Source organism: Lacrimispora sphenoides JCM 1415, from assembly GCF_900105615.1.
Taxonomy (GTDB): Bacteria; Bacillota; Clostridia; order Lachnospirales; family Lachnospiraceae; genus Lacrimispora; species Lacrimispora sphenoides.
In genome coordinates this window covers 3,618,018-3,641,471 of record NZ_LT630003.1, presented here as the reverse complement: position 1 = coordinate 3,641,471, position 23,454 = coordinate 3,618,018, and the positions used below count along the sequence as shown (strand labels likewise).

At 45.6% G+C, this 23,454-nt stretch carries 20 protein-coding genes; 18 read left to right on the top strand and 2 right to left on the bottom strand.

Annotated elements, in window-relative coordinates; genetic code table 11:
- Nucleotides 1-52: 52 nt before the first annotated feature.
- From BMX69_RS16495 to BMX69_RS16435, 13 genes are all read left to right on the top strand, one after another.
- Nucleotides 53-1,987, top strand: coding sequence for a peptide ABC transporter substrate-binding protein (locus tag BMX69_RS16495; RefSeq protein ID WP_100042958.1), 1,935 nt, complete (start codon nucleotides 53-55; stop codon nucleotides 1,985-1,987).
- Nucleotides 1,988-2,126: 139 nt separating this feature from the next.
- Complete coding sequence (locus tag BMX69_RS16490; RefSeq protein ID WP_100042957.1) at nucleotides 2,127-3,068, top strand: ABC transporter permease; 942 nt, start codon at nucleotides 2,127-2,129, stop codon at nucleotides 3,066-3,068.
- The gene (locus BMX69_RS16485; RefSeq protein ID WP_197678652.1) at nucleotides 3,065-4,051 is read left to right on the top strand and encodes an ABC transporter permease; all 987 of its coding nucleotides are present in this window, start codon (nucleotides 3,065-3,067) and stop codon (nucleotides 4,049-4,051) included. Before BMX69_RS16490 ends, BMX69_RS16485 begins: the two co-directional genes overlap by 4 nt.
- A gap of 11 nt (nucleotides 4,052-4,062) precedes the next feature.
- On the top strand, nucleotides 4,063-5,115 hold the full coding sequence (locus BMX69_RS16480; protein WP_100042956.1) for an ABC transporter ATP-binding protein: 1,053 nt from the start codon (nucleotides 4,063-4,065) through the stop codon (nucleotides 5,113-5,115).
- A complete protein-coding gene (locus BMX69_RS16475; protein ID WP_174715226.1) occupies nucleotides 5,115-6,047 on the top strand; it encodes an ATP-binding cassette domain-containing protein in 933 nt (310 codons plus the stop codon). The genes BMX69_RS16480 and BMX69_RS16475 overlap by 1 nt, the downstream gene beginning before the upstream one ends.
- A 277-nt stretch (nucleotides 6,048-6,324) precedes the next feature.
- Nucleotides 6,325-7,251 carry a C40 family peptidase gene (locus tag BMX69_RS16470; RefSeq protein WP_100042955.1) on the top strand — a complete coding sequence of 309 codons (927 nt, stop codon included), beginning with the start codon at nucleotides 6,325-6,327 and terminating at the stop codon, nucleotides 7,249-7,251.
- Between the two features lie 91 nt (nucleotides 7,252-7,342).
- Nucleotides 7,343-8,188 carry a serine hydrolase gene (locus BMX69_RS16465; protein WP_100042954.1) on the top strand — a complete coding sequence of 282 codons (846 nt, stop codon included), beginning with the start codon at nucleotides 7,343-7,345 and terminating at the stop codon, nucleotides 8,186-8,188.
- Nucleotides 8,189-8,323: 135 nt separating this feature from the next.
- On the top strand, nucleotides 8,324-9,514 hold the full coding sequence (locus BMX69_RS16460) for an ABC transporter substrate-binding protein (protein WP_100042953.1): 1,191 nt from the start codon (nucleotides 8,324-8,326) through the stop codon (nucleotides 9,512-9,514).
- Between the two features lie 132 nt (nucleotides 9,515-9,646).
- Nucleotides 9,647-11,359, top strand: coding sequence for an ABC transporter permease (locus tag BMX69_RS16455; RefSeq protein WP_100042952.1), 1,713 nt, complete (start codon nucleotides 9,647-9,649; stop codon nucleotides 11,357-11,359).
- 72 nt (nucleotides 11,360-11,431) lie between these two features.
- Nucleotides 11,432-12,508, top strand: a complete 1,077-nt coding sequence (locus BMX69_RS16450; protein WP_100042951.1) for an ABC transporter ATP-binding protein — start codon at nucleotides 11,432-11,434, stop codon at nucleotides 12,506-12,508.
- A gap of 50 nt (nucleotides 12,509-12,558) precedes the next feature.
- Entirely contained in the window at nucleotides 12,559-13,587 is a 1,029-nt protein-coding gene (locus tag BMX69_RS16445; RefSeq protein WP_054790028.1) for an ABC transporter substrate-binding protein, read from the top strand.
- A gap of 14 nt (nucleotides 13,588-13,601) precedes the next feature.
- Nucleotides 13,602-15,296: a sensor histidine kinase gene (locus BMX69_RS16440; protein ID WP_054790029.1), complete on the top strand. Its 1,695-nt coding sequence runs from the start codon at nucleotides 13,602-13,604 to the stop codon at nucleotides 15,294-15,296.
- Nucleotides 15,296-16,072, top strand: a complete 777-nt coding sequence (locus tag BMX69_RS16435; protein WP_025229944.1) for a response regulator transcription factor — start codon at nucleotides 15,296-15,298, stop codon at nucleotides 16,070-16,072. Before BMX69_RS16440 ends, BMX69_RS16435 begins: the two co-directional genes overlap by 1 nt.
- Before the next feature lie 90 nt (nucleotides 16,073-16,162).
- Here the strand turns inward: BMX69_RS16435 and BMX69_RS16430 are convergent, their stop codons facing one another.
- Together BMX69_RS16430 and BMX69_RS16425 are read right to left on the bottom strand one after the other, a co-directional pair.
- Nucleotides 16,163-16,834 carry a YjjG family noncanonical pyrimidine nucleotidase gene (locus BMX69_RS16430; protein ID WP_100042950.1) on the bottom strand — a complete coding sequence of 224 codons (672 nt, stop codon included), beginning with the start codon at nucleotides 16,832-16,834 and terminating at the stop codon, nucleotides 16,163-16,165.
- Nucleotides 16,812-17,477 carry a YczE/YyaS/YitT family protein gene (locus BMX69_RS16425; protein WP_100042949.1) on the bottom strand — a complete coding sequence of 222 codons (666 nt, stop codon included), beginning with the start codon at nucleotides 17,475-17,477 and terminating at the stop codon, nucleotides 16,812-16,814. Before BMX69_RS16425 ends, BMX69_RS16430 begins: the two co-directional genes overlap by 23 nt.
- Before the next feature lie 87 nt (nucleotides 17,478-17,564).
- Here BMX69_RS16425 and BMX69_RS16420 point away from each other — a divergent pair, with 87 nt between their 5' ends.
- From BMX69_RS16420 to glyA, 5 genes are all read left to right on the top strand, one after another.
- Complete coding sequence (locus BMX69_RS16420; RefSeq protein WP_100042948.1) at nucleotides 17,565-18,191, top strand: cyclic nucleotide-binding domain-containing protein; 627 nt, start codon at nucleotides 17,565-17,567, stop codon at nucleotides 18,189-18,191.
- 167 nt (nucleotides 18,192-18,358) lie between these two features.
- Nucleotides 18,359-19,144 carry a M48 family metallopeptidase gene (locus BMX69_RS16415; RefSeq protein WP_242941279.1) on the top strand — a complete coding sequence of 262 codons (786 nt, stop codon included), beginning with the start codon at nucleotides 18,359-18,361 and terminating at the stop codon, nucleotides 19,142-19,144.
- Nucleotides 19,116-20,186, top strand: coding sequence for an MCP four helix bundle domain-containing protein (locus tag BMX69_RS16410; protein WP_100042947.1), 1,071 nt, complete (start codon nucleotides 19,116-19,118; stop codon nucleotides 20,184-20,186). The genes BMX69_RS16415 and BMX69_RS16410 overlap by 29 nt, the downstream gene beginning before the upstream one ends.
- Nucleotides 20,146-21,864 carry a single-stranded-DNA-specific exonuclease RecJ gene (gene recJ / locus BMX69_RS16405; protein ID WP_100042946.1) on the top strand — a complete coding sequence of 573 codons (1,719 nt, stop codon included), beginning with the start codon at nucleotides 20,146-20,148 and terminating at the stop codon, nucleotides 21,862-21,864. Before BMX69_RS16410 ends, recJ begins: the two co-directional genes overlap by 41 nt.
- Before the next feature lie 141 nt (nucleotides 21,865-22,005).
- Nucleotides 22,006-23,253 (top strand): serine hydroxymethyltransferase, encoded by a 1,248-nt coding sequence (gene glyA, locus BMX69_RS16400; protein ID WP_100043879.1) that lies wholly within the window; start codon nucleotides 22,006-22,008, stop codon nucleotides 23,251-23,253.
- The last annotated feature ends 201 nt before the right edge of the window (nucleotides 23,254-23,454 follow it).

Below are 23,454 nucleotides of genomic sequence, written 5' to 3'. Positions count from 1 at the left end.
AGGATACTAATCCCGTTTGGGTTAGAAATATTAGGAAAATGGAGGAGAATTTATGAAAAAAAGAAGACTGATGGCCGCGGCACTATGCGCAGTTCTGGCTGCTTCTACAGCATTAAGCGGCTGTGGCGGGAATAAGACGGCAGGAAATGGTTCCCAGGCTGCAGGGAATGAAACAGGAGCAGCGGAGAGCGGAAATCCGGCTGTGTATACCAAGCTGTATGGTTCTGAAGCTACTACATTAAATTATCTCACGGCCTCATCGGAAAATGATAACAAAATAGGGGCCAACTGTGTGGATACCCTGATTGAATACGATAACAAAGGACAGATCAGGCCGGGACTTGCAACAGAATGGAGCTACGACGATGCCACGCTGACATGGACCTTTAAGCTGCGGGAGGCGAAATGGGTGGACAACACCGGAGCGGAAGTTGCGGATGTCACTGCCCAGGATTTTGTTGATGCCATGAAGTATGAGCTGACTCCTGAGTATGAAAGCGCAAACGTACAGAACCTTTTTGGAGTCATAGCCAATGCAGAGAAATATTATAATGGTTTGGTATATAACGGCGGAGCGGATAAAGACGGAAAGGTCTGGGAGCCGATGGATTATTCAGAGGTAGGTGTAAAGGCGGTTGATGAACATACCCTTACTTACACTCTGGAAAAGGAAGTTCCTTATTTTCTTTCCTCCCTGGCCTACGTAGTATATATGCCGGCTTATGGCCCGCAGCTTGAGGAACTGGGAAAGGATTTCGGTACGGCAGCGGATAAGATGTACTATAATGGCGCGTTTTATCTGGAGGAGTTTTCTCCCCAGGAGAAGCATGTATTCAAAAAGAATACTGCAAATTATGATGCAGATATAGTTTACATAAATGAGATTCAGGAGATTTATAATGCGGAATACAATACCATCGGGCCAGAAATGATAAAGCGCGGAGAAATTGATTACGCGGAGATTTCCTCTGACATTCTGGACAACTGGATGAGCAGCGAGGATACCAAGAATCTGGTCAGCCGTGAAAGGCCGAGAACCAGCTATTCCTATTTCTACAGCTTCAACTTTAATCCTCAGTTCGATGCTCAGTATGAGCCGGATAACTGGAGAAAAGCGGTGAATAATGAGAATTTCCGCAAGGCATTATTTGCAGGCTTAAATAAGACAAAAGAAGTGGCAGTTCTGGAGCCGGCAGCTCCTGACGATTTTGTAATTAATTCCATTACACCGGCTAACTTTACCTTCAATGCGGACGGAACGGATTATACTACAGTGGGCGATATGGCATCCCTTGGGCAGTCCTTTCATGAGGCAAAGGCAAAGGAATACCGTGACCTGGCAAAGACAGAGCTCGCAGCTGAGGGTGTCACCTTCCCGGTAAAGGTGCTGATGCCCTATAACCCTTCCGAAGTCAACTGGGATAAGGAATGCCAGGTGGTGGAGCAGCAGATGGAAAGCCTTCTTGGCACGGATTTCATTGACATCATAGTAGAAGCAGGTCCTGCGGATGGATTCTTAACGGAAGTGCGCCGAAGCGGTAAGTTTGCACTGATGAAATGTAACTGGGGAGCTGATTACGCAGATCCGGAAACCTGGACCGATCCATTCTACCAGGCAAAGGGAGAAGATGGATATGACCTTGGATATAAGTACGGAAATATTGCAAAAGCAATAGAAGAGGGAACCCCTTCCGCCGAAGCGGCATTGGAGTATTTTACTCTCATAGAGGCGGCCAAGGACATAAAAGTGGATATCAACGCCCGTTATGAGGCATTTGCCAAGGCGGAAGCAAGCCTGATAAACCATGCATTTGTATTGCCTTTCAGCATTTCTGTCAGCAAATATGTAGCCAGCAAGCTGGATGTATTTGAAGGCCAGTATGCACCCTTTGGCGTATCAAATCTCAGGTATAAAGGCCAGCATCTTCAGGATCATTACATTTCCATGGATGAGTTTAAGGCTAACAGAGAAGCAAACGCAAAATAAAACGGCAGGTATATACGCCGGACCATTGGCTGAGACGCTTATGGTCCGGCGGAAAAATACCGTCTGAAAAGGATGTGCCGGAGCTACATCTTCTTCCGAGGGTATTTTTAAAAGAAAACACAAAGGAGCCGAGAAACAGATGTTAAAGTATTTAGGTAAACGAATCGCACGTTCATTTCTTACACTGATCATCATTCTGACCGCGGTGTTCTGTCTGCTACGCCTGATGCCCATCGAGGGATATTTCCAGAACTTTGATAAAATGACGCCTCAGCAGATCCAGGTAGGTTTAAAGGAGATGGGGCTTTCGGATCCTCTGCCGATCCAGGTAGTCCGCTTTTTTAAAGACCTTCTTAACGGAGATTTGGGCGTATCCAGGATCTATCGTTCCAATGTTCCTGTGTCTGATATTTTAAAAGATAAGGTCCCTGTCTCTGTGAAACTTGGGATCTGGTCCATGGCGCTCTCTCTTCTTGTAGGGCTTCCCATGGGGGCTTTGATGGCACGGTATAAATACAGGTGGTTCGATAAGATCGGAACTCTTTTCATTGTCTGTATCCAGGCAGTTCCTGCTGCTGTTTATTTTCTGTATATCCAGCTCTATGGCACCAAGCTGATGGGGGTGGGATTGTTATTCCAGATCAATGATCCAAAATACTGGGTTCTTCCGGTTGTTTCCATGTCCCTTGGAAATATAGCCTTTTATGGCATGTGGCTGAGACGGTATATGGTGGATGAAAGCAATAAGGATTATGTGAAGTTAGCTAAGGCAAAGGGAATGTCAGAAGGCGGAGTCATGTTTAAGCATATTTTCCGCAATGCCTTTGTTCCTTTGGCTCAATATATTCCTACTGCATTTTTAAATACAGTGATCGGATCCATTTATATTGAATCCCTGTACAGTATTCCGGGAATGGGAGGGCTTCTTGTAACGGTGATTAAAAAGCATGATAATACCATGGTTCAGGGCATTGTCCTGCTCTATGCCTGCGTAGGTGTTTTGGGACTTTTACTGGGCGACCTTCTTATGGTATTGCTGGATCCCAGAATTAGTCTGGGAAAGAAAGAAGGTGACAGATGATGAAGCAGTTTTCTTATCGTCATACAAAAGAAGCGGAATTTATGGAGACGATGGAGGAAGGGTCGTTGTTTTCCTTTGCAGGCTTTAACGAAAGGGAAGCGGAGAAAACAGGATACAGTAATTATTCTTACTGGTACAGCACCTTCCGTGCTTTTTTAAAGAACCGGGGAGCCTTTATCCTTCTCGTGCTTTTGATTCTTCTCCTGGCGTTTACATTTATCCAGCCCTATTTGCCGGGGCAGTATGATCCCAATATGATCATCAATGATGCAAAGGGGATGCAGTTTCGTAACATTCCTCCGGGAAAAGACTTTATTTTGGGAACCAATTCCATTGGACAGGATTTATGGGCAAGGATCTGGGCGGGAACCAGGACTTCTTTGATCATCGGTTTGTCCGTGGCCCTGGCGGAAGCGGTCATCGGCATAACCGTGGGAGTGATCTGGGGCTATGTGAGAAAGGCGGATTTCATTCTTACGGAAATCTACAATATCATTGACAACATACCTAATACCATTGTTCTGATCCTGATCTCTTATATTTTAAAACCCAGTGTTAAGACTCTGGTCTTTGCCATGTGCCTGACCGGCTGGATTCAGATGGCCAGATTTATCAGGAATCAGATCCTTATTATCCGGGACAGGGATTATAATGTTGCCAGCCGTTGTCTTGGAACACCTGTCAGCAGGATTATTTTAAAAAACCTGCTTCCTTATCTGGTGTCTGTGATCATGCTGCGCATGGCCCTGACCATTCCGGCTGCTATCGGAAACGAAGTGTTTATTACATACATTGGCTTGGGACTTCCGGTGAACATTCCAAGTCTTGGCAATCTGATCAACGAAGGACGGGCTTTGATCACCACCCCTGCATTGCGCTATCAGCTGGTTTACCCGACAATCATCCTTTCCTTTGTTACCATATCGTTTTATATCATCGGCAATGCCTTTTCGGATGCCGCTGATCCCAAGAATCACATGTAAGGAGAGACAGCATGAACCAGGAAAAGATTTTAGAGGTAAACGATCTGGACATCAAATTTGAATTAAGGGGAAAAACCCTCCATGCCATTCGGGGGATTTCTCTGGATTTATATAAGGGGGAGATTCTGGCTATAGTAGGGGAATCGGGAAGCGGAAAGTCTGTTTTTACCAAATCCTTTATGGGTCTTTTGGAGAGAAATGGTTATGTGGATGGTGGAAGTGCTGTTTATTCCGGGGCAGATGACCGGGAGAATGTTGAATTAACAGCCGTTAAGAGGGAGAAGGACTGGCTTAAAATACGGGGGCATGAGATTGCGATGATCATGCAGGATCCCATGACCAGCTTAAACCCTTTAAAGACCATTGGGGTTCAGATCATGGAAGCAGTGCTGCTTCATCAGAAGGTGGGGCATTCTGAAGCAAAGAAACGGACGCTTAAATATTTAATGGATGTGGGAATTCAGGACCCGGAAAAAAGGTTTGACCAGTATCCTCACGAGTTTTCCGGGGGGATGCGCCAACGGGTGGTGATCGCCATCGCCATTGCCTGTAATCCACAGATCCTTATTTGTGATGAGCCGACTACGGCTCTTGATGTGACCATACAGGCCCAGATCCTGGACCTAATTAAGGAACTGCGGCATAAATACAGGCTTTCAGTAATTCTGATCACCCATGACTTAGGAGTGGTAGCCAACATCGCAGACAGGGTGGCGGTTATGTATGCCGGGGATATTGTGGAGATCGGCACCTGTGAAGATATTTTTTATGATGCAAGACATCCTTATACCTGGGCTTTGCTTTCTTCCCTGCCTCAGGTGGGAGTAAAGGGGACGGATCTGTTTTCCATTCCAGGCACGCCTCCCAACCTTTATGCGGAGATAATGGGGGATGCCTTTGCTCCCCGCAATCCTCAGGCTCTTAAAATCGATTTTGTAAAAAGGCCTCATTATTTTGAGGTATCGCCTACCCATAAGGCGAAGACCTGGCTGTTAGATCCCAGGGCACCAAAGGTGGATCCGCCGCCTGTGGTCAGCAAAATCAGGAATGGAGGGCTGCTTTGATGGAACGTGAAGTACTGTTAGATGTAAGGGATTTGGATGTGACCTTTGGAGAGCGCAGAAAGAAATATGAAGCGGTAAAGAAGGTAAACTTTAAAATATACAAAGGAGAAACCTTTGGGCTGGTGGGGGAGTCCGGATCAGGGAAAACCACCATTGGCCGTGCGATCATGAGGATCGTTCCAAGCTGCGGAGGAGATATCCTTTATAAAGGTGATAAGATCAATGGGAGAATCCCTGCAGAGCTGGACCGGAAGGTCATTAAGGAAATACAGATGATCTTTCAGGATCCCCAGGCTTCCTTAAATGAAAGGGCCAAGGTGGATTATATCATCAGCGAAGGCCTTATGAATATGGAAAAGGGACTAGGGGAAAAGGAACGGAAAAAACGGGTGGACCAGGCGCTTCTTGACGTAGGGCTTCTTCCGGAATTTGCAAGCCGTTTCCCTCATGAGTTTTCCGGAGGCCAGAGGCAGAGAATCGGGATCGCCAGATCCCTTATTATGAACCCGGATTTTATCATCGCCGATGAACCGATTTCTGCTCTTGATGTATCGGTCCGGGCCCAGGTCCTAAACCTTCTTGGAGATATGAAGAAAAAACGGCAGATCACTTATCTTTTTATTGCCCACGACTTATCTGTTATGAGATTTATCACGGACCGGATCGCGGTGATCCGTAAAGGTGAGATTGTGGAAATGGCGGAAACGGAGGAGCTGATCACCCATGCCCTTCATCCCTATACAAGGGCGCTGCTCTCCGCAATCCCCATGCCGGATCCGAAGCATGAAAAGGAGAAAAAGCTTCTGGTTTATGATCCTTCGGTTCATGATTACTCATGGGAAAAGGCTTCCTGGAGGGAGATAAGGCCAGAGCATTTTGTGCTGGCAAACCGGAAGGAAGCGGAAGAATATAAAAGACTGTATAAGGATTGAGAGAGTATAAGAATGAGTTTTTAATATATCGGATCATATATGGAATCTTAGGAAAATATAATATACTCCTCCTGTGACAGACAGCTTGAGTTTCAAAAGCTGCCTGTTACGGAAGGAGTTTTTTAACTTTTGGGTTTTATTGACATTCCGCATATCTGACCATATAATAATGAAAAATATAGTATCTTGCGGTTTACAAAAACGGGAAAACCATTTGTACTGTCATGAAGCGGTATAAAAAGTGCCGGAAGGAATATAGCAGAAAGAAAAGGAGGAGATGACATTGGAATCTTATGGAATTATAAAGATACCGGTTGCTACTATTTGGGAAGGCCGGTCGGAGATAAAAGAGAGCAGCCTTGGAGAGACAGTGTCGGCCATTTCGGATGAAGGGCTGTATGGGATGGGGCTTACGATAACCGGGGCGGAAGAGCTGGGATTTTACCCGGTACGGACATTTTACGGCTATTCCGGCTTTATCAGGAAAGAGGAGATGGAACTGGTGAGTCTTGATGAGCTGAAATGCTGGGAAGAGTGCGGGCTTATGGTTACAGATGGAATCTACGTGGACATTCTATCTCTCCCAAAGGTTCAGGGAGTACGCCTTTTAAGCCTGTTCCGTGGTTCTCTTATTAGGGTACTCTCCTTTGACTCAGAAACCGAAGGCTGGGCCAAGGTGGAGCTTTTTAATGGACGAGTGGGCTATATGAGAAACCAGTTTTTAAGGAAAAAGGAATTTTCCCAGTCAGGTCTGTGGACGGGGGACCTTCCGCAAAAGAAGATTGTGGATGAAGCATCATTCCGTAAGTCGGTGGTAGAGACGGCAAAGCAGTATCTGGGGACCCAGTATCGCTGGGGTGGAAGATCTACCGCAGGGATCGACTGTTCCGGGCTTACGTCGGAAAGCTATCTTTTAAACGGAATCCTTATCTACCGGGATGCCAGGATAAAACCAGGATTTCCGGTACATGAGATTCCAAAGGATGAGATGCTTCCAGGGGACCTTATGTATTTTCCGGGACATATCGCCATGTATATGGGAAATGGTTCTTATATCCATTCTACGGGAAAAACCGGCAGTGGCGGTGTGGTGATCAACAGCCTAAATCCTCAGGCAGAGGACTATCGGGCGGATCTTGCAGAAAGCTGGTATGCCTCAGGGAGTATTTTTGGCACAGCCCCATTGATGCAAACTCCGTGCTGAGGAAGTATGGCTGCAAAAGCAGCTGCACGAAACGCGTGAATCTGTCCTACAGATTTATTATTTAAATAAGTTAAGAGAAAGGTCGGATAAAATGGATTCCAGACTGACATTAGAGAAAAGAATTGAAGCGGAGATCATGAGCTATGATGGGAAAATGGGGATTTATCTGGATGATTTCCATGGTAATGTAATTGCCATTCACGCTGATGAGGTATTTGAGACAGCAAGCACCATAAAGACCTATATACTGGCATGTCTGTTTGATGAGGTGGAAAAGGGAAATAAAAACCTTGAGGATATGATCGAGTATAAGGAGGAACATGTAGTGGACGGAAGCGGTGTGCTTCCGGATCTGGAGCCGGGAGCAATGCTCAGGGTAAAGGATGCGGCGACCATTATGATCATTGTAAGTGATAATATTGCAACCAATATGATGATAGACTATCTGGGGCTGGAGAGGATTAACCAATGCATCAAAGCCCTTGGCTGTAAGGATACGGTGCTGCATAATCCCATTCACTTTGAGCAGTATGACAGGCTTGGGACCAGTACGCCGGAAGATTATGCAAGCATTTTTATCCGTCTGGCAAAGGGGGAGCTTATTAGTCCGGGGGCAGATGAAAAGATGCTGGATATCTTAAAAAAGCAGCATTATAACAGCATGATCACTAAGGACTTTCCTCCATTTTACATGGACAGTGACAATACGGATGAAATCCTGATTTCCGTTGCTTCTAAAAGCGGAAGCATGGATGCCTGCAGAAATGACGGCGGCCTGGTGTTTACTCCCTATGGGCCTTATGCTATCGTCATGTTCCACAAGGAATTTTCTGATGCCATGTATTATCCGGCCCACCCGGCCACCGTGTTCGGGGCCAGGGTCAGCCGTATGATCCTGGATCAATTTTTAGCATTGGAGGGAAGATTTTTAAAATAAAGAATCAGTGTGTATTTTTACTAAAAAAGGTTTGGATAAGTTCAAAAATCACGACATTATTACTGATTTTTCGGTATCTGCTTTTGGATTTTTTTGTTATTATAAGGTAACAGAAAAAACGGAGGGATATCTATTATGAAAAAAAGAACGGCATTTTTGCTGGCGCTCACAGCGGCTCTCAGTCTGACCGCATGCGGTTCCAAACAAGAGGCGGCAGCTACAAAGGCAGAGACAGCAGCAGAGGCGCAGTCGACAGCTGAAGGAACAACGGCTGCTGCAGGGGAAGAGAAAAAGGATTCAGGGGAAGATGGAGATTTAACAGAACTGATCAAGGCAGCCCAGGCTGAAGGGGAATTAACGGTGTATGGCTCCTGCGAAGAGGAGCATTTGGCTGCGGTATGCCAGTATTTTGAAAAGACCTATGGCATTAAAACAAAGTTCCAGAGACTTTCAACCTCAGAGGTTTATACCAAGGTTTCTGAGGAGGGAGGAAAGCCTTCTGCTGATGTATGGTTCGGCGGAACGACTGACCCCTATAATGAAGCGGTTGCAGCGGGGATTTTAATGCCTTATGATGCGATGAATGCCAAGAATCTTATAGGAGACCAGTATAAGGATCCTACGAATAGCTGGTATGGTATTTATAAGGGGATTCTGGGCTTTATGGTGAACACGGAAGAATTAAACAGACTTGGGTTAGAGGCTCCCAAAACCTGGGATGATCTGACAAAAGAAGAGTATAAGGGACTTATCATGCTTTCCAATCCAAATACAGCAGGTACGGCTAAGCTGGTGATCAATACCATGGTACAGATGAAAGGCCATGATGCTGCTATGGAGTATTTTAAAAAGCTGGACAAGAACATTGCACAGTATACAAAATCTGGTTCCGGCCCATCTAAGATGGTTGGACCCGGGGAATGTGTCATTGGAGTCGGTTTCCTTCATGACGGAATTTATCAGATTCTTCAGGGATATGATAACATTCAGCTGATTGTTCCTGAGGACGGAACCTCCTTTGAGGTAGGAGCAACTGCGATCTTTGAGGGCGCTGCTCATCCAAATGCAGCGAAGCTGTGGATCGAATATGCGCTGTCACCAGAGTGCGTGGATCTTGCAAAGGAAAACGGTGCTTATCAGTTCCTGGTTTTAAAGAACGCAACACAGCCGGAAGAGGCTGTACGCTTTGGTCTGGATATGAATAATACCATTGATTATGATTTTGAAGATGCAAAAGAAAACAGTGCGAAATATGTGGAAGATTTCTTTGAAGCCTTGGGAAGCTCTTCGGAAAAGGCAGATGCCGACCGTTTCCTGACACAGTAAGGAGACTGAGGCAGGAAATAAACGTCCGGCTGTAGGAAGGAACATGCTGCGTAATGCGTAAAAGGCCATTACGCAGCATTTTTTCATCATTGGAGTCAGGACTCCTGCCTGGAATGAGAAAGGAGGACTATTATGGCCAGCTTGCAGAGTAACCGGCTGGAGCGCAAAAAATTCTTTTCTGACCCGATTTTGGTCAGCATGATTACAGTTTTGCTTATTTTTCTTGCGCTGTTTATTCTTTATCCTCTGTTTATGCTGTTGATAGACAGCTTTTATGCGGAGGGCTCTGTTACACTTCAAGTGTTTCGGAGGGTTTTAAATCTGGAACGGTTCCAGAATGCATTTAAAAATACCCTTGTTCTTGGATTTATCACGGGGACCGCTTCTACGGCCATCGGATTGCTGTTTGCTTATGTAGAGGTGTATGTGAAGCTGAAAACTAAGGTTTTGGAAAAGCTCTTTGGGCTTGTTTCCATGCTTCCGGTGGTATCCCCGCCATTTGTTCTGTCTTTGTCCATGATCATGCTTTTTGGAAGGAGCGGCCTGATCAGCAGGTCCTTGCTTCACATATATGATTCTAATGTCTATGGGCTTAAGGGAATTGCCATTGTCCAGACTCTGACCTTTTTTCCGGTATGCTACTTAATGCTAAAGGGGCTTTTAAAAAATATTGATCCTTCTCTGGAGGAGGGCACCAGGGATATGGGGGCCACCAGGTGGAAGGTGTTTTCCAGTGTTACGTTTCCCCTTTTGCTTCCGGGACTTGGCAATGCGTTTCTGGTGACCTTTATCGAGTCTGTGGCGGATTTTGCAAATCCCATGCTGATCGGCGGGTCTTATGATACTTTGGCTACCACCATTTACTTACAGGTGACAGGAGCTTATGACTCCACGGGCGCGGCAGCCATGTCAGTTGTTCTGCTGTCCCTGACAGTTGTGCTGTTCCTGATACAGAAGTATTATCTGGAAAAGAAAACAGCAGCTACTTTGACGGGAAAGGCTTCCCGTATGAGAATGCTTATTGAGGATAAGAGTGTGACTGTCCCGCTTACCTGTTTCTGCGGCATTGTTGCGGCTTTTGTCCTGCTGATGTACATCATGGTTCCCTTTGGCGCCCTGTTTACTCTATGGGGAAGGGACTACAGCTTAAGCCTTAAGTGGTTTCAATATATGTTTAAAACCAGCGGAATCAAGGCATTTAAGGACTCCTTTGTGCTGTCCTTAATCGCCGCACCTCTCACGGCATTTCTTTCCATGGTCATTTCTTATCTTGTGGTTAAGAAGCGGTTTAAGGCAAAGGGCTTTATTGAGTTTGTTTCCATGCTGGCCATGGCTGTTCCGGGAACGGTCCTTGGTATTGGATATATCAGGGGCTATGCAAACGGATTGTTCCGTTCCGGAATTATGAGCGGCCTTTATGGGACAGGGCTTATTCTGATCATTGTATTTATCGTCCGGAGCCTTCCCACCGGTACCAGAAGCGGGATATCTGCCCTGCGCCAGATTGATAAATCCATTGAGGAATCTGCTTATGACATGGGAGCCAATTCTGCCAGGGTATTTATGTCCGTGACTCTCCCTCTTATTAAGGATTCTTTTTTCAGCGGTCTGGTAACGGCCTTTGTTCGCAGCATTACCGCCATTTCCGCCATTATCCTGCTGGTGACGCCAGATTTTCTGTTAATCACCTGCCAGATCAATGAACAGGCGGAAAAGGGGAATTACGGTGTGGCCTGTGCTTATGCAACCGTATTGATTCTCATTACTTATGGTGCGGTTCTCATTATGAATGCTATGATGAAGTTCTTCGGTGTCAGCAGAGCCGTGAAAGAGGTACAGGATTAAGTTTAACACCCTGAGGGTATATCTCTATGCCAAAAAACGTGGGCAGGAAAGAAGAAACAGGAGGAATATAACATGGAAAAACAGAAAAAAGGCGTTCGGTTGGAACGCATTTCAAAAATATACATGGATCCAAAGACAGGTAAGGAGTTTTATGCAGTAAAGGATACCTCTCTGGATATTGAGCCGGGAACCTTTGTTACCCTGTTGGGACCGTCAGGCTGCGGCAAGACGACTACCCTTCGAATGATCGCGGGCTTTGAAAGCCCGGACGAAGGGGAAATTTATCTGGGAGGAGAGGCAATCAACCATTTGACTCCCAATAAAAGGGATACGGCCATGGTGTTTCAGAGCTATGCCCTTCTGCCTCATTACAACGTGTTTGACAACGTGGCCTACGGTCTTAAGATCCGGAAGGTTCCAAAGGAAGAGATCAGGGAACGGGTCATGAATATACTAAAGCTGGTGGAAATGGAAGGGATGGAGACCCGCATGACAAACCAGCTCTCCGGCGGGCAGCAGCAGCGTGTGGCATTAGCCAGAGCCCTGGTCATAGAACCGGGAGTCTTACTCTTTGATGAGCCTTTAAGCAACTTAGATGCAAAGCTGAGGGTAACCATGAGGACTGAGATCCGAAAGATACAGCAGAAGGTCGGGATTACGGCGATCTATGTGACCCACGACCAGTCCGAGGCCATGAGTATTTCCGATAAGATCATCATCATGAGCAAAGGCAAGGTGGAACAGATTGGAAGCCCAAGGGAGATCTATTATCATCCCGCTTCCAGATTTGTGGCTGATTTTATCGGAGAAGCCAACTTCTTAAAGGCAAAGGTTTTATCAGAAGAAGGAGAAAAAGCCATGATTTCTGTGGCAGGCAAAGAGTTCCAGGTAAACAATTTTGCAGGAGCACATTCCGGAGATGAGGCGACTTTGGTGATACGGCCGGAGGGAGCGATCCTGGCGGAGCAGGGCATTTTAGAGGGACTGGTCACCTTATCCACTTTCATGGGGTCTTATCAGTACTATCAGATCATGGTGGGAGATATGGAAATCCAGATTACGGATTATAACCCGGTCAACCGTAGAATCTATGAAGTGGGTGAAAAAGCTTATCTGGATTTTGATCCAAAGGGTGTTTACATCCTGTAGCACTGTGTTAGAATAATAATAATAAGCTAGAAGGGCAGGAAACAGGGACGATGAGAGGCTGGACCTTATGTGCTGCGGCCCTTTTGTGCATTGGCTGTCTGGCAGGCTGCGACCGCAGTTCCCGGATGGTGCCAGCAGAGTTTCATAAGGATGAGGAACTGGTGGTGTACTGTCCTCATCCGCTGGAATTTATTAATCCCATTGTATCGGAATTTGAGGAACAGACAGGGATTAAGGTGGAGGTATGCACGGGAGGGACGGGAGAACTGTTAAACATGGTGGAGGACAGGAAGGAACCCAGATGTGATATCTTCTGGGGGGGCTCCCTGTCTACCACCATGGCTAAAAGTGAGCTGTTTGAGCCTTATATCAGCAAAAATGAATCCATGATCCAGGAAGATTACAGGAATAAGGAAGGAAACATGACCCGGTTTACTGATGTTCCAAGCCTTCTCATGGTGAATACCAATCTTGCTGGAGATATTGCCATAGAAGGGTATGGGGACCTTCTTAAGCCTGAGCTTTTCGGAAAGATTGCCATGTGCAATCCTTCTACTTCATCCTCGGCGTTTGAGCATCTGATCAATATGCTTTATGCCATGGGAGGAGGAGAACCGGAGGCTGGCTGGGATTATGTGGAGGCATTCTGTAAAAACCTGGATGGAAAGCTTCTACAAAGCTCCTCTGAAGTATATCAGGGAGTGGCCGAGGGGCGCTATACGGTAGGACTTACCTTTGAAGAGGGGGCAGCTCACTACATTGCTTCCGGATATCCGGTCAGTGTGGTGTATATGAAGGAGGGTGTAATATCCAAACCGGATGTAGTATGCATCATTAAGGGCTCCGGCCACATGGAGTCGGCAAAGCAGTTTGTGGATTTTGTAACGGGTAAGGATGCCCAGACGGTTATTTCTGAAAGTCTTGGAAGGCGTTCCGTAAGGACGGATGTAAATGAACCGGAGTATCTGCTGGATAAACAGGCGATCCACATCATTTATGACGAGGAAGGCGTGGTGAAGGAGAACAAAATGGAATGGCTGAGACGCTTTTCAGAGGTTTTTCAAAGCACCCTGAATTAGAATAGGGAGGGAGCATGAAAAAGGGACGATATTTCAAAGATGAGCTGCGCCGCCTGATCATGGGATATGCTATCATTCCGGCAGTAGGTTTTACCCTGATCTGTACCCTGGTTTTTCTTGCGGTCCTGCTCTATGGAAAAAAAAGCGGGAATGAGTCCCACAATGCTTTCGTGGCGGAGGAACTGGAAAAGGTTCTTACAGGGTATGAGAAGAAACTTGATGTGCTTTCGGAATCTGACCTGCTTTTTGACAGGGATTCCGGCGCAGCCGGACGGATGGCCGTGTTTGAGCAATTTTACGGAATGTCCGGCCAGTTGGGATATAAGGCTGATCTGTATGTTTTTGACGGTGAGAAGCGGGTGCTGTTATCCACAAGAAAGGATATCCCGGATTACTTATCAGGCAGGGAGGATATCCGCTGGGGATTGTTCGGAGCCATGGATGAGAATCCGGGGGAAACCAGAGTACGCTTAATGGAAGCCTGGAAAGGCCAGGACCGGGATATTGCTATGGGCATGGCAGTAATGCGGGGAGATAAAAAGGCGGGATACTTAATCTTCACCATTAACAGCAGCCAGTTTAAGCCGGCGCTTGACCGGTCAGAAAGCCAAACCATCATTGCCGACCGGTTTGGCTGGGTTTATTTAAGCAGCAATTATTATCTGGTGAACAGCAGCAGCCAGGTGTTAAAGGTGCTTGAGACGGCAGGCAGGTATCTGCCTTATGAAAAGAAGATGTTTCTCATATCCGTTCATCCGGCATACCATAACATGTTTTTAATCTATTCTGTAACAGATATCCAGAATATCGTGTTTTCCCTGGGGCTTAGCAGTGCTCTCATCATTACGGCTCTTGTGCTGATGACCATATGGGTACTGATCAGCACGAAGAAGGTGACGGAACGGAAGACCAGGGATTTTTACCTCCTCCTTCATGTCATGGAAAAGGCCAGAGATGGGAATTTAGACGCATCCATAGAGATAGAAAGTGAAAATGAATTTCGGATCATAGCAGATGCATACCGGGAAACCATTGCCAGCTTAAAGCTGCAGATGGAGAATAACAGAAAGATGACGGAGCTGGTGGCAGCTTCTCAGAATAAGCAGCTGGAATCCCAGTTTAATCCGCATTTTCTGTTTAATACTCTGGAAAATATCCGGTATATGTGCATTATCCAGCCGGAGACAGCCGGGAAGATGGTGTTCAGCCTGTCTAACCTGCTGCGTTACAGCCTGGATGGCAGCAGGACGGAGGTTACCCTGGAAGAGGATTTAGAGCACCTGGAGAATTATCTGACAATCTTAAAATACCGGTTTAACCGCCGGTTTTCCTATGTGATTGACGTGGAAGAAGAGGTACTATCCTGCCGGATTCCCAGATTGGTGCTGCAGCCTATGATCGAAAATTCAGTCAAATACGGGTTTGGCAACCAGGAAAATTTAAGGGTGGAGCTTAAGGCCTATATTCACGAAGACCGGCTGATCATGATCTGCAGGGATGACGGGATTGGAATGACTCCAGGAGTTTTAAGTGACATTCAGGCCTTATTGGAGCAGGAAGAAAACAACAAACGGCATTCCGGGCTTTATAATATTCACAGACGGTGCAGGATCCTTTACGGAAGGCCTTATGGAGTGGAGATACGCAGTGCAGAAGGGCTTGGCACAACACTGGTGGTGACCCTTCCGGCACAAAGGGAGGAAGTATAATGTTACGGGTGATGATAGCAGAAGATGAGGATATTATCCGAAAGGGACTGATCTATACCACGGATTGGATGGGCATGGACTGCGTGGTGGTGGCTGAGGCGGCAAATGGACAGGAGGGGCTTTTAAAGATCCTTGAGCATAAGCCTGACGTAGTTGTTGCAGATATCTGCATGCCGTTTATGGATGGGATCGAGATGATAAAGGAAGCCTCTAAGAGCGTGAAGTTTAAAAGCATCCTTCTGACAAGCTATGCGGAATTTGAATATGCAAGAAGGGCCATATCCGCCGGGGTCAGTGAATACCTGTTAAAGCCGGTGGATGAAGAAAAGCTTGCGGTCCTTATGAAAAGGCTGGGAGAAGAAATCGCAAACAGCCGCCAGGTGGAGTATGTGATGGAGCAGGCGGAATCAGACGCGGGGATCATGAACCTGGAATACTATATACAGCTGGACCTTTCAGAAAACAAATATGTTTCAAAGGCAATCCAGGAGATTAAGTCAGGATATGGAGACAAGCTGAGCGTGGAATCCATATCAGATAAGCTGGGAGTCAGCGCCAGCTACTTAAGCCGGAAGTTCAAAGAGGTGACCGGACAGACCTTCCTGGACTTTTTAAACAAGTACCGGATTTCCCAGGCCATTGTTCTGTTAAATACCGGGCAATACCGGATCGGCGAGGTTTCCGATGCAACAGGATTTACGGATTATAAGCATTTTTGTGCGGTATTTAAGAAGTACACCTTGAAATCGCCGTCAAAGTTCATGAAAGGGATTTAACCCCTTAAAGCAGGGGCCCGGATTGGGAATACCTGATTGACCAGAAAGCCCGGCAGCGGAAGCTGCCGGGCAATGATGGAATAGAAGAAGTTAAAGGTTTAACAATTCGGTTATATCGTGAATGGTATGAGTTGCGGCTGTTGACAGGGGCTCTGGGGAGCTGCTAAAAAGACAGGAATCAATGTTTGCATTCACTGCACCCTGAATGTCAGAGGATATACTGTCTCCTACCATGATGGTCTTGTCTTTTTCAAAGTTCGGAATATTTTTAAAACAGTGCTGGAAAAAATGAAGGGATGGCTTTTCATAACCCACTTTTTCCGATATAAACATTCCTTCGAAAAGATGAAAGATACCGGCGTTTTTAAGACGCTGGATCTGGGTGGAATAAACACCGTTTGATGCAGTGTATAAATGTTTCCCCCTCTCGTTTAATTTGATCAGGGTTTCCTTGGCGCCAGGGATTAAATCGGAGTTGTTTCCAAGATGCCCACGGTAACGCCCTTCCGCCTCTTCTCCGTTAATTTCCATGTCATAAAGGCGGAAGAATTCATGAAAGCGGGTGTTAAGAAGTTCTTCTCTTCCGATCTTTCCCTGCTCTAATAAGTCCCATAAATGACGGTTCATCTTTTTATATTGGGACAGCATTTCATCCTTAAATTCCAAATCATAGGATTGGATCATCTTTATAAAGCCCTGCTCTTCGGCAGCGTCAAAATCCAGCAGGGTATTGTCTATATCAAGTAAATAAATCTGATACATGTATTTTTTCCTCCATAGTTAAATGTTTCTTAAAAAAGTCTAGACAGATCCCCAGCAGCGGTGCCAGGAGAAGAATGCTGATAACGGTTCCTTCCCTTATTTGCAGCGGGGTATGTGAAAATAAGGTCAGGCATAAAGTGAGGATTAAAAATATCACATCAAAGCTCATACGGACAGCGGTGAACTTCTTATTATAGGCTTCACTAATGATAAGGCACATACTTTCCAGAGGGAATTTTACGATTCCGATTGCAAGTACGGCCCCCAGGCTGATGGAAGCAATTATAATGCCGATTAAATAAAGGATCACTCTGTAAAAATAGTTTTCCACGGTAAAATTAGAAAGTAAGTGATACAGAAACAGGTTGATGATGTATCCGTTTGCAATGGTTGCAATAATCTGTATCCCATCCTTATAGTTTAAACGGGAACGTCTTAAAAGTAAATAGGATAGGAAGAACAACGTATTGATCCCATTGAGTATGGTGCCAACCTTCAATTGAATGGTGTAAGATAATGTTACTGCCAATGCGTTTAAGACGCTTTGCCCGATAGCTGCTTTTAGCTGCAGCGATATCCCAAAGCCAAAAAACAAAAAGGATATAATGGTTATGGCCAGGTCGTTTATTTTTTTTCTGCTCATTGTTTTCACCTCGGGAATATGATACCATAAATACAGACTGATGACTATGAGAATTATCATATTGGGAATAAAGGTTGATAGAGATATATGGAAAAACACAATATATATGAAATACCAGACAGCCTTGCGGCGGCCGGGGAGGAAAGGCATTTTCCTGCGGGGAGGAATATCTTTCATGTGGATGAGAGTATCACCCATTGCTATCTGATTCTATCGGGAATGGTGAAAATCTATATTGACCATGAGAACGGGCGCCGTTCCATTCTTGATTTTGCGGGTAAGGGCGACTGGCTGGGGGAACTTTCCATATTCCGCCAGGAAGATTATATCAAAGAAAATAAAGTGATAGAGGATGTGATCTGTCTGGAATTTGAACTGGATCGGTTAAGGCAGATCTGCAAAGAGAAGGCAGATGTATCCTTTTATTTTGCGTCCTCTATTTCCAATAAGCTGATGATTAGGAGCTACCGGCTGAGTGAATACTTAAATTATTCATTGGAAAAGAGACTTGCTTCCTTTATACTTAAATATCAGCAGAACGGGAAATACACCATATCTCATACGGAGGTTTCGGAGTATATGAACATCAGCTACCGTCACGTACTCTTTGTCATGAAAAAATTTTGTGATGACGGAATACTAAAAAAGGATAAGGGGTATCGGATTGTGGATCAGGAAAGACTGGAAGAAATCTCTGACGGTTTTTTAACATAAGGAATAAGAATGATATGTAGGAAGACAGTTATAAGGGAACCTGCCTGCCGGGTTCTCTTATTTTGCGATTCAGACCTTTCAGTTATGTATTGTTTCTTTTCCATTTATTCGCTATAATTGGGAATACGAGTTTAAGCAGAGGAAAGAGAAAAGAGGAAGAAATAGGGTTGGGAATCAGAGATATGGAAGCAAAAGGTCCTGACAGCAGAGGGGAAACAGGTGTGATTTCCTTTGTTGATGGAAGCGAATGTTCTTACAGGATCATAAAATCAGACAGGCGTACCATGGCCCTGCAGGTCACGAAAGCGGGAGAGGTTTTCGTAAGGCTTCCCAGGCGCCTTCCCTTTAAGGCAGGGCATGAGCTGGCGCAGAAGAACAGAGACTGGGTCTTTGCACAGGTGGAAAAGATCCGAATAGCGTCACAGAGAAGGACGGATTTTCATTGGACGGAAGGGGCATCTGTGCTTCTTTATGGAAAGTGCCGGATCCTTCATATTAAGTCCGATCATAAGAAAAAAGCTTTTTGTATACAGGATACAAAGGAGGAGCTGGTGGTTTCCGGTCCGGCTGCGTCCTATGAGGAGAAAGAGCTGGAAGCAGCGGTTAAAGAGGCGGTGAAGCTTTGGTACCGGCGGGAAGCCAGAGGTTATTTAGAGGCAAAAGCGGCCACCTGGTCTGCAATCATGAATGTGGACTATGGGAAAATTGCAATACGGGATCAGGCGACCCGGTGGGGAAGCTGCAGCGCCAGGGGGAATTTGAATTTTAACTGGAGGCTTGTGCTTCTTCCGGAAGAACTGGCCGATTATGTGGTGGTGCATGAACTGGCGCATCGCATTCAAATGAACCATTCCAATGCATTTTGGGAGATTGTGGAAAGAGAGTTACCGGATTACCGGTTAAGGAGGAGAGAACTAAGGCGTTATGAAGGTGAAATTTATCAGAAATATTAAAATTAAAACAAAACTCCTGCTTTTAGGCGGAATCAGTATAGCAGGACTTATTTTTATGGGATCGGATTCTATAATAACAGCCAGGCAGATCAACGAAGCAAGTACTGAAATTTCCCAGTCCTGGGTACCGGCAATTATCATTGCCGAGGAACTGAATACCAGAACATCAGACTACCGCATTAAGGAATATAACCACGTTATCACCGGCGACAGCAGGGATATGGACCGGCTGGAGGGAGAAATGGCTCAGATCCGGGAAGATATCGCCCGTGGTTTTACGGATTATGAGCTTTATATCACCAATGAATCGGACCGGAAGCTCATAGTAAAGGCGGAAGAAGAATGGAATCAGTACCTGGAGTATAGCGGCCGTCTGCTTGTCATAAGCCGCCAGAACCACACACAGGAAGCATTTGATATGATCATAGGGGATTCCAGACAGTTATTTGATGATGCAAGTAACGGACTTTTAAAGGTGGCGGATTTTAACCGCAAAGGGTCTGAGGCGGCCAGCATTCAAGGTGATAATCTTTATGATCAGCTTACGAAAATAAAAATCATAACCATCTGCATGATCAGTGGGATTATTTCTCTCCTGATCATTTATATAATAATAGCCATTGATAAACCAGTGAAAGCCCTTGTAGAAGGGACCGGAAGAGTTGCCAACGGAGATCTGGAGGTATATCTTCCATACCGTTCCAAAGACGAAATCGGAGTTCTGACTAATTCCGTCAACCAGCTGATTAAGCGGCTTAAACACATTATCGATGATGAGAAATATCTGTTCCAGGAGATTGGAAGTGAGAATTTTGAAGTAAAATCCACCTGTGAGCATGCTTACCGCGGTGATTTTGCGCCCATCCTCTATTCCATTACCAGCTTAATGAGCCGGCTTGATGCGGCTAAAAAGCGAAAGGAAGGGGTAACAGGAGACTTACCAGCAGAAAACGAAAAGGAAGAACTGGCCAAAAGAGCCGTTTGCAGGGAGATAACGAAACATGGCAGAAGAGAAATGGATGCTTCAGACAAAAAGAGCTGATTTTGAAGAAATGGCAAGATGCTACCGCATCACCCCGGTAACAGCGAGAATCATAAGAAACCGGAATGTGATGGGGCATGAAGCGGTGGAGAAATACTTGTACGGCGGGTTAAAGGATCTATATAGCCCTCATCTTCTTAAGGATATGGACCGGACCGTGGCGATCCTTAAGGAAAAGACAGAGCAATTAAGGCCTATAAGGATCGTAGGGGATTATGATATTGACGGAGTCTGCTCCACTTATCTTTTGTACCAGGCTCTGTCTCAGGTGGGAGCTGTGGTGGATTATGAGATCCCGGACCGCTTAAAGGATGGCTATGGAATCAATGAATCCATTATCCGGGCAGCGGCAGCAGATGGCATTGATACCATACTCACCTGTGACAACGGAATCGCCGCAGTGGGGCAGATCAGGCTTGCAAAGGAGCTGGGTCTTACGGTTCTTATCACGGACCACCATGATATTATGAAGGAGGACGGCAAGGAGATTCTGCCTCCCGCAGATGCGGTGGTAAACCCAAAACAGGAGGAGTGCCAGTATCCTTTTCCTGATATTTGCGGAGGATTGGTGGCCTATAAACTGGTTCAGGCTCTTTATGAGGAATTTCATGTGCCTCTGGAGAAATGGCTTGAGATGGTGGAATTCGCTGCCATCGCAACCGTGGGCGATGTGATGAAGCTTCAGGATGAGAACCGGATCATTGTTAAGGAAGGGCTTAAACGGATCGGACAGACAAAGAGCCTGGGACTTTTAAAGCTTATTGAAAGGAATGATCTGGACAAGGATCAGATCACTGCCTATCAGATCGGGTTTGTAATCGGACCCTGCCTAAATGCGGGAGGCCGCCTTCAGACGGCCAAGCTGGCCTTATCCCTGCTTCTTTGCCGGGAGGAAGAAGAGGCAGATCGAATGGCTCTGGAATTAAAAGCGTTAAATGACCAGCGAAAGACCATGACAAAACAGGGGACCATGGAGGCAGTGGAACAGGTGGAAGCCCTTTATGGAGAGGATAAAGTTCTGGTGGTGTATTTACCGGAGTGTCATGAATCCCTGGCAGGGATCATTGCCGGACGGCTGAGGGAGTATTTCCAGAAACCTGCTTTTGTCCTGACGGATGGGGAGGAGTGCGTCAAAGGCTCCGGCCGTTCCATTGAGACTTACCATATGTTTGACGCCCTGGTTGAGGTGAAGGATCTGCTGTTAAAATTCGGTGGTCATCCGATGGCAGCCGGCTTATCCCTTCCCAAAGAGCATGTGGATGAATTCAGGAAATGCCTAAATGAACAGGCAAGGCTGACGGAAGAGGATTTCATACGAAAGGTATGGATCGATGTTCCCATGCCTCTGGAGTACATAGATGAACCGTTGATCGAAGAACTGGAGCTCCTAGAACCATTTGGCCAGGGCAATGAGAAGCCTTTGTTTGCCCAAAAGGGTCTTTATATCCGAAGTGTCCGTGTTTTGGGGAAAAACAGAAATGTCGTTAAGTTTTCTCTTGCCACGGACCAGGGGACGCCAATGGATGCCATGCTGTTTGCTGACGGAGATTCTTTTTTGGAAGAGCTTGGAGACAGCCGGGTCCTAGATGTAATCTATTATCCTGCTGTAAATGAATATAACGGGAATAAGAATCTGCAGATTGTAATAAGGAATTATAAGATTCCAAAGAGTCTATAGCGGAGTAAATATAGATGAAATACCTTGCAAAAAGATTCACTATGAATTAAACTTGTGACAGGAAGTGTAATATTCAGCCTCAGTTTTCTAATATGAAACTGTGGTGATTAAATAAACATAAGGAAAGGCGAGGGAATGGACATGGTAAATGAGGTTATGAAATTTATCACCGGCTATGATAAAGAAGTGGGAGAAGCCATTGAAAAGGAGTGCGCAAGACAGAGAAGAAATCTGGAATTGATTGCATCGGAAAATATTGTTTCAGAACCGGTTATGATGGCAATGGGAACAGTGCTTACTAATAAGTATGCAGAAGGCTATCCGGGAAAGCGTTATTATGGCGGCTGTGAGGATGTAGATATTGTTGAGACCATTGCCATAGAACGTGCAAAAAAGATATTTGGCTGTGATTATGCCAACGTCCAGCCTCATTCCGGGGCTCAGGCCAACATGGCGGTTTTTCTTGCCATGCTGCAGCCAGGGGATACGGTCTTGGGTATGAATTTAAACCATGGCGGTCACTTAACCCATGGAAGCCCTGTTAATTTTTCCGGTATGTATTTTAATATTATCCCTTACGGCGTAGATGATGAGGGCTTTCTTGATTATGATGAGATGGAAAGGCTTGCCATTTTACACAAACCGAAATTAATTGTTGCAGGCGCCAGTGCCTACGGAAGAACCATTGATTTTAAGAGATTCCGGGAGGCTGCTGACAAGGCGGGCGCTTATCTTATGGTAGATATGGCACATATTGCAGGTCTTGTTGCGGCAGGAGTTCATGAGAGCCCTATTCCTTATGCAGATGTAGTGACAACGACCACTCATAAGACTCTCCGTGGACCGAGAGGCGGAATGATTTTAGCTAACCAGGAAGCTGCGGATAAATTTAACTTCAATAAGGCTATTTTCCCCGGAACACAGGGAGGTCCTTTGGAGCATGTAATCGCCGGTAAGGCCGTCTGCTTTGGGGAAGCCTTAAAGCCTGAGTTTAAGACCTATCAGGAGCAGGTGGTAAAAAACGCAAAGGCTCTGGCTGCTGCCCTGATCAAGCAGGGATTCAACATCCTGACAGGCGGTACAGATAATCATCTGATGCTGATCGACTTAAGAGGAATGGAAGTAACCGGAAAGGAACTGCAGAACCGCTGTGATGAGGTTTATATTACTCTGAATAAAAATGCAGTGCCAAATGATCCAAGAAGCCCGTTTGTGACTTCCGGTGTCCGCGTGGGAACTCCGGCTGTTACCTCAAGAGGCTTAAAGGAAGAGGATATGGAAAAAATCGCGGAGTGCATCTGGTTGGCAGCTACGGATTTTGATGGTAAAGCTGATTACATTAGAGGTGAAGTAACAAAGATCTGTGATAAATATCCGCTGTATGAATAAAGAAATATAAATAAGAGGCTGCCATGAGAGAATTTTTATCGGATTTTGTGCAAGAAATGGATTATTATGCTCAGTATCTGATAAAAACTCGTTCATGGCAGTCTTTTTCCTATTTTTAACAATTATTTAATACTCCAACAGTAACAAATATATTATACTATAACGGGTTGAGCGTATTGGTCCTGCTCTGCCTAATAAATA

Bases quoted from the DNA above. Each gene is read 5' to 3' on its own strand.
- BMX69_RS16465 (WP_100042954.1), top strand. From the start codon at position 7,343: ATGGATTCCAGACTGACATTAGAGAAAAGAATTGAAGCGGAGATCATG.
- recJ (WP_100042946.1), top strand. From the start codon at position 20,146: ATGGCAGAAGAGAAATGGATGCTTCAGACAAAAAGAGCTGATTTTGAA.
- BMX69_RS16490 (WP_100042957.1), top strand. From the start codon at position 2,127: ATGTTAAAGTATTTAGGTAAACGAATCGCACGTTCATTTCTTACACTG.
- BMX69_RS16425 (WP_100042949.1), bottom strand. From the start codon at position 17,477: ATGAGCAGAAAAAAAATAAACGACCTGGCCATAACCATTATATCCTTT.
- BMX69_RS16480 (WP_100042956.1), top strand. From the start codon at position 4,063: ATGAACCAGGAAAAGATTTTAGAGGTAAACGATCTGGACATCAAATTT.
- BMX69_RS16440 (WP_054790029.1), top strand. From the start codon at position 13,602: ATGAAAAAGGGACGATATTTCAAAGATGAGCTGCGCCGCCTGATCATG.
- BMX69_RS16430 (WP_100042950.1), bottom strand. From the start codon at position 16,834: ATGTATCAGATTTATTTACTTGATATAGACAATACCCTGCTGGATTTT.
- BMX69_RS16445 (WP_054790028.1), top strand. From the start codon at position 12,559: ATGAGAGGCTGGACCTTATGTGCTGCGGCCCTTTTGTGCATTGGCTGT.
- BMX69_RS16450 (WP_100042951.1), top strand. From the start codon at position 11,432: ATGGAAAAACAGAAAAAAGGCGTTCGGTTGGAACGCATTTCAAAAATA.
- BMX69_RS16420 (WP_100042948.1), top strand. From the start codon at position 17,565: ATGGAAAAACACAATATATATGAAATACCAGACAGCCTTGCGGCGGCC.
- BMX69_RS16435 (WP_025229944.1), top strand. From the start codon at position 15,296: ATGTTACGGGTGATGATAGCAGAAGATGAGGATATTATCCGAAAGGGA.
- BMX69_RS16485 (WP_197678652.1), top strand. From the start codon at position 3,065: ATGATGAAGCAGTTTTCTTATCGTCATACAAAAGAAGCGGAATTTATG.
- BMX69_RS16475 (WP_174715226.1), top strand. From the start codon at position 5,115: ATGGAACGTGAAGTACTGTTAGATGTAAGGGATTTGGATGTGACCTTT.
- BMX69_RS16495 (WP_100042958.1), top strand. From the start codon at position 53: ATGAAAAAAAGAAGACTGATGGCCGCGGCACTATGCGCAGTTCTGGCT.
- BMX69_RS16455 (WP_100042952.1), top strand. From the start codon at position 9,647: ATGGCCAGCTTGCAGAGTAACCGGCTGGAGCGCAAAAAATTCTTTTCT.
- BMX69_RS16470 (WP_100042955.1), top strand. From the start codon at position 6,325: ATGACATTGGAATCTTATGGAATTATAAAGATACCGGTTGCTACTATT.
- BMX69_RS16410 (WP_100042947.1), top strand. From the start codon at position 19,116: ATGAAGGTGAAATTTATCAGAAATATTAAAATTAAAACAAAACTCCTG.
- BMX69_RS16460 (WP_100042953.1), top strand. From the start codon at position 8,324: ATGAAAAAAAGAACGGCATTTTTGCTGGCGCTCACAGCGGCTCTCAGT.
- glyA (WP_100043879.1), top strand. From the start codon at position 22,006: ATGGTAAATGAGGTTATGAAATTTATCACCGGCTATGATAAAGAAGTG.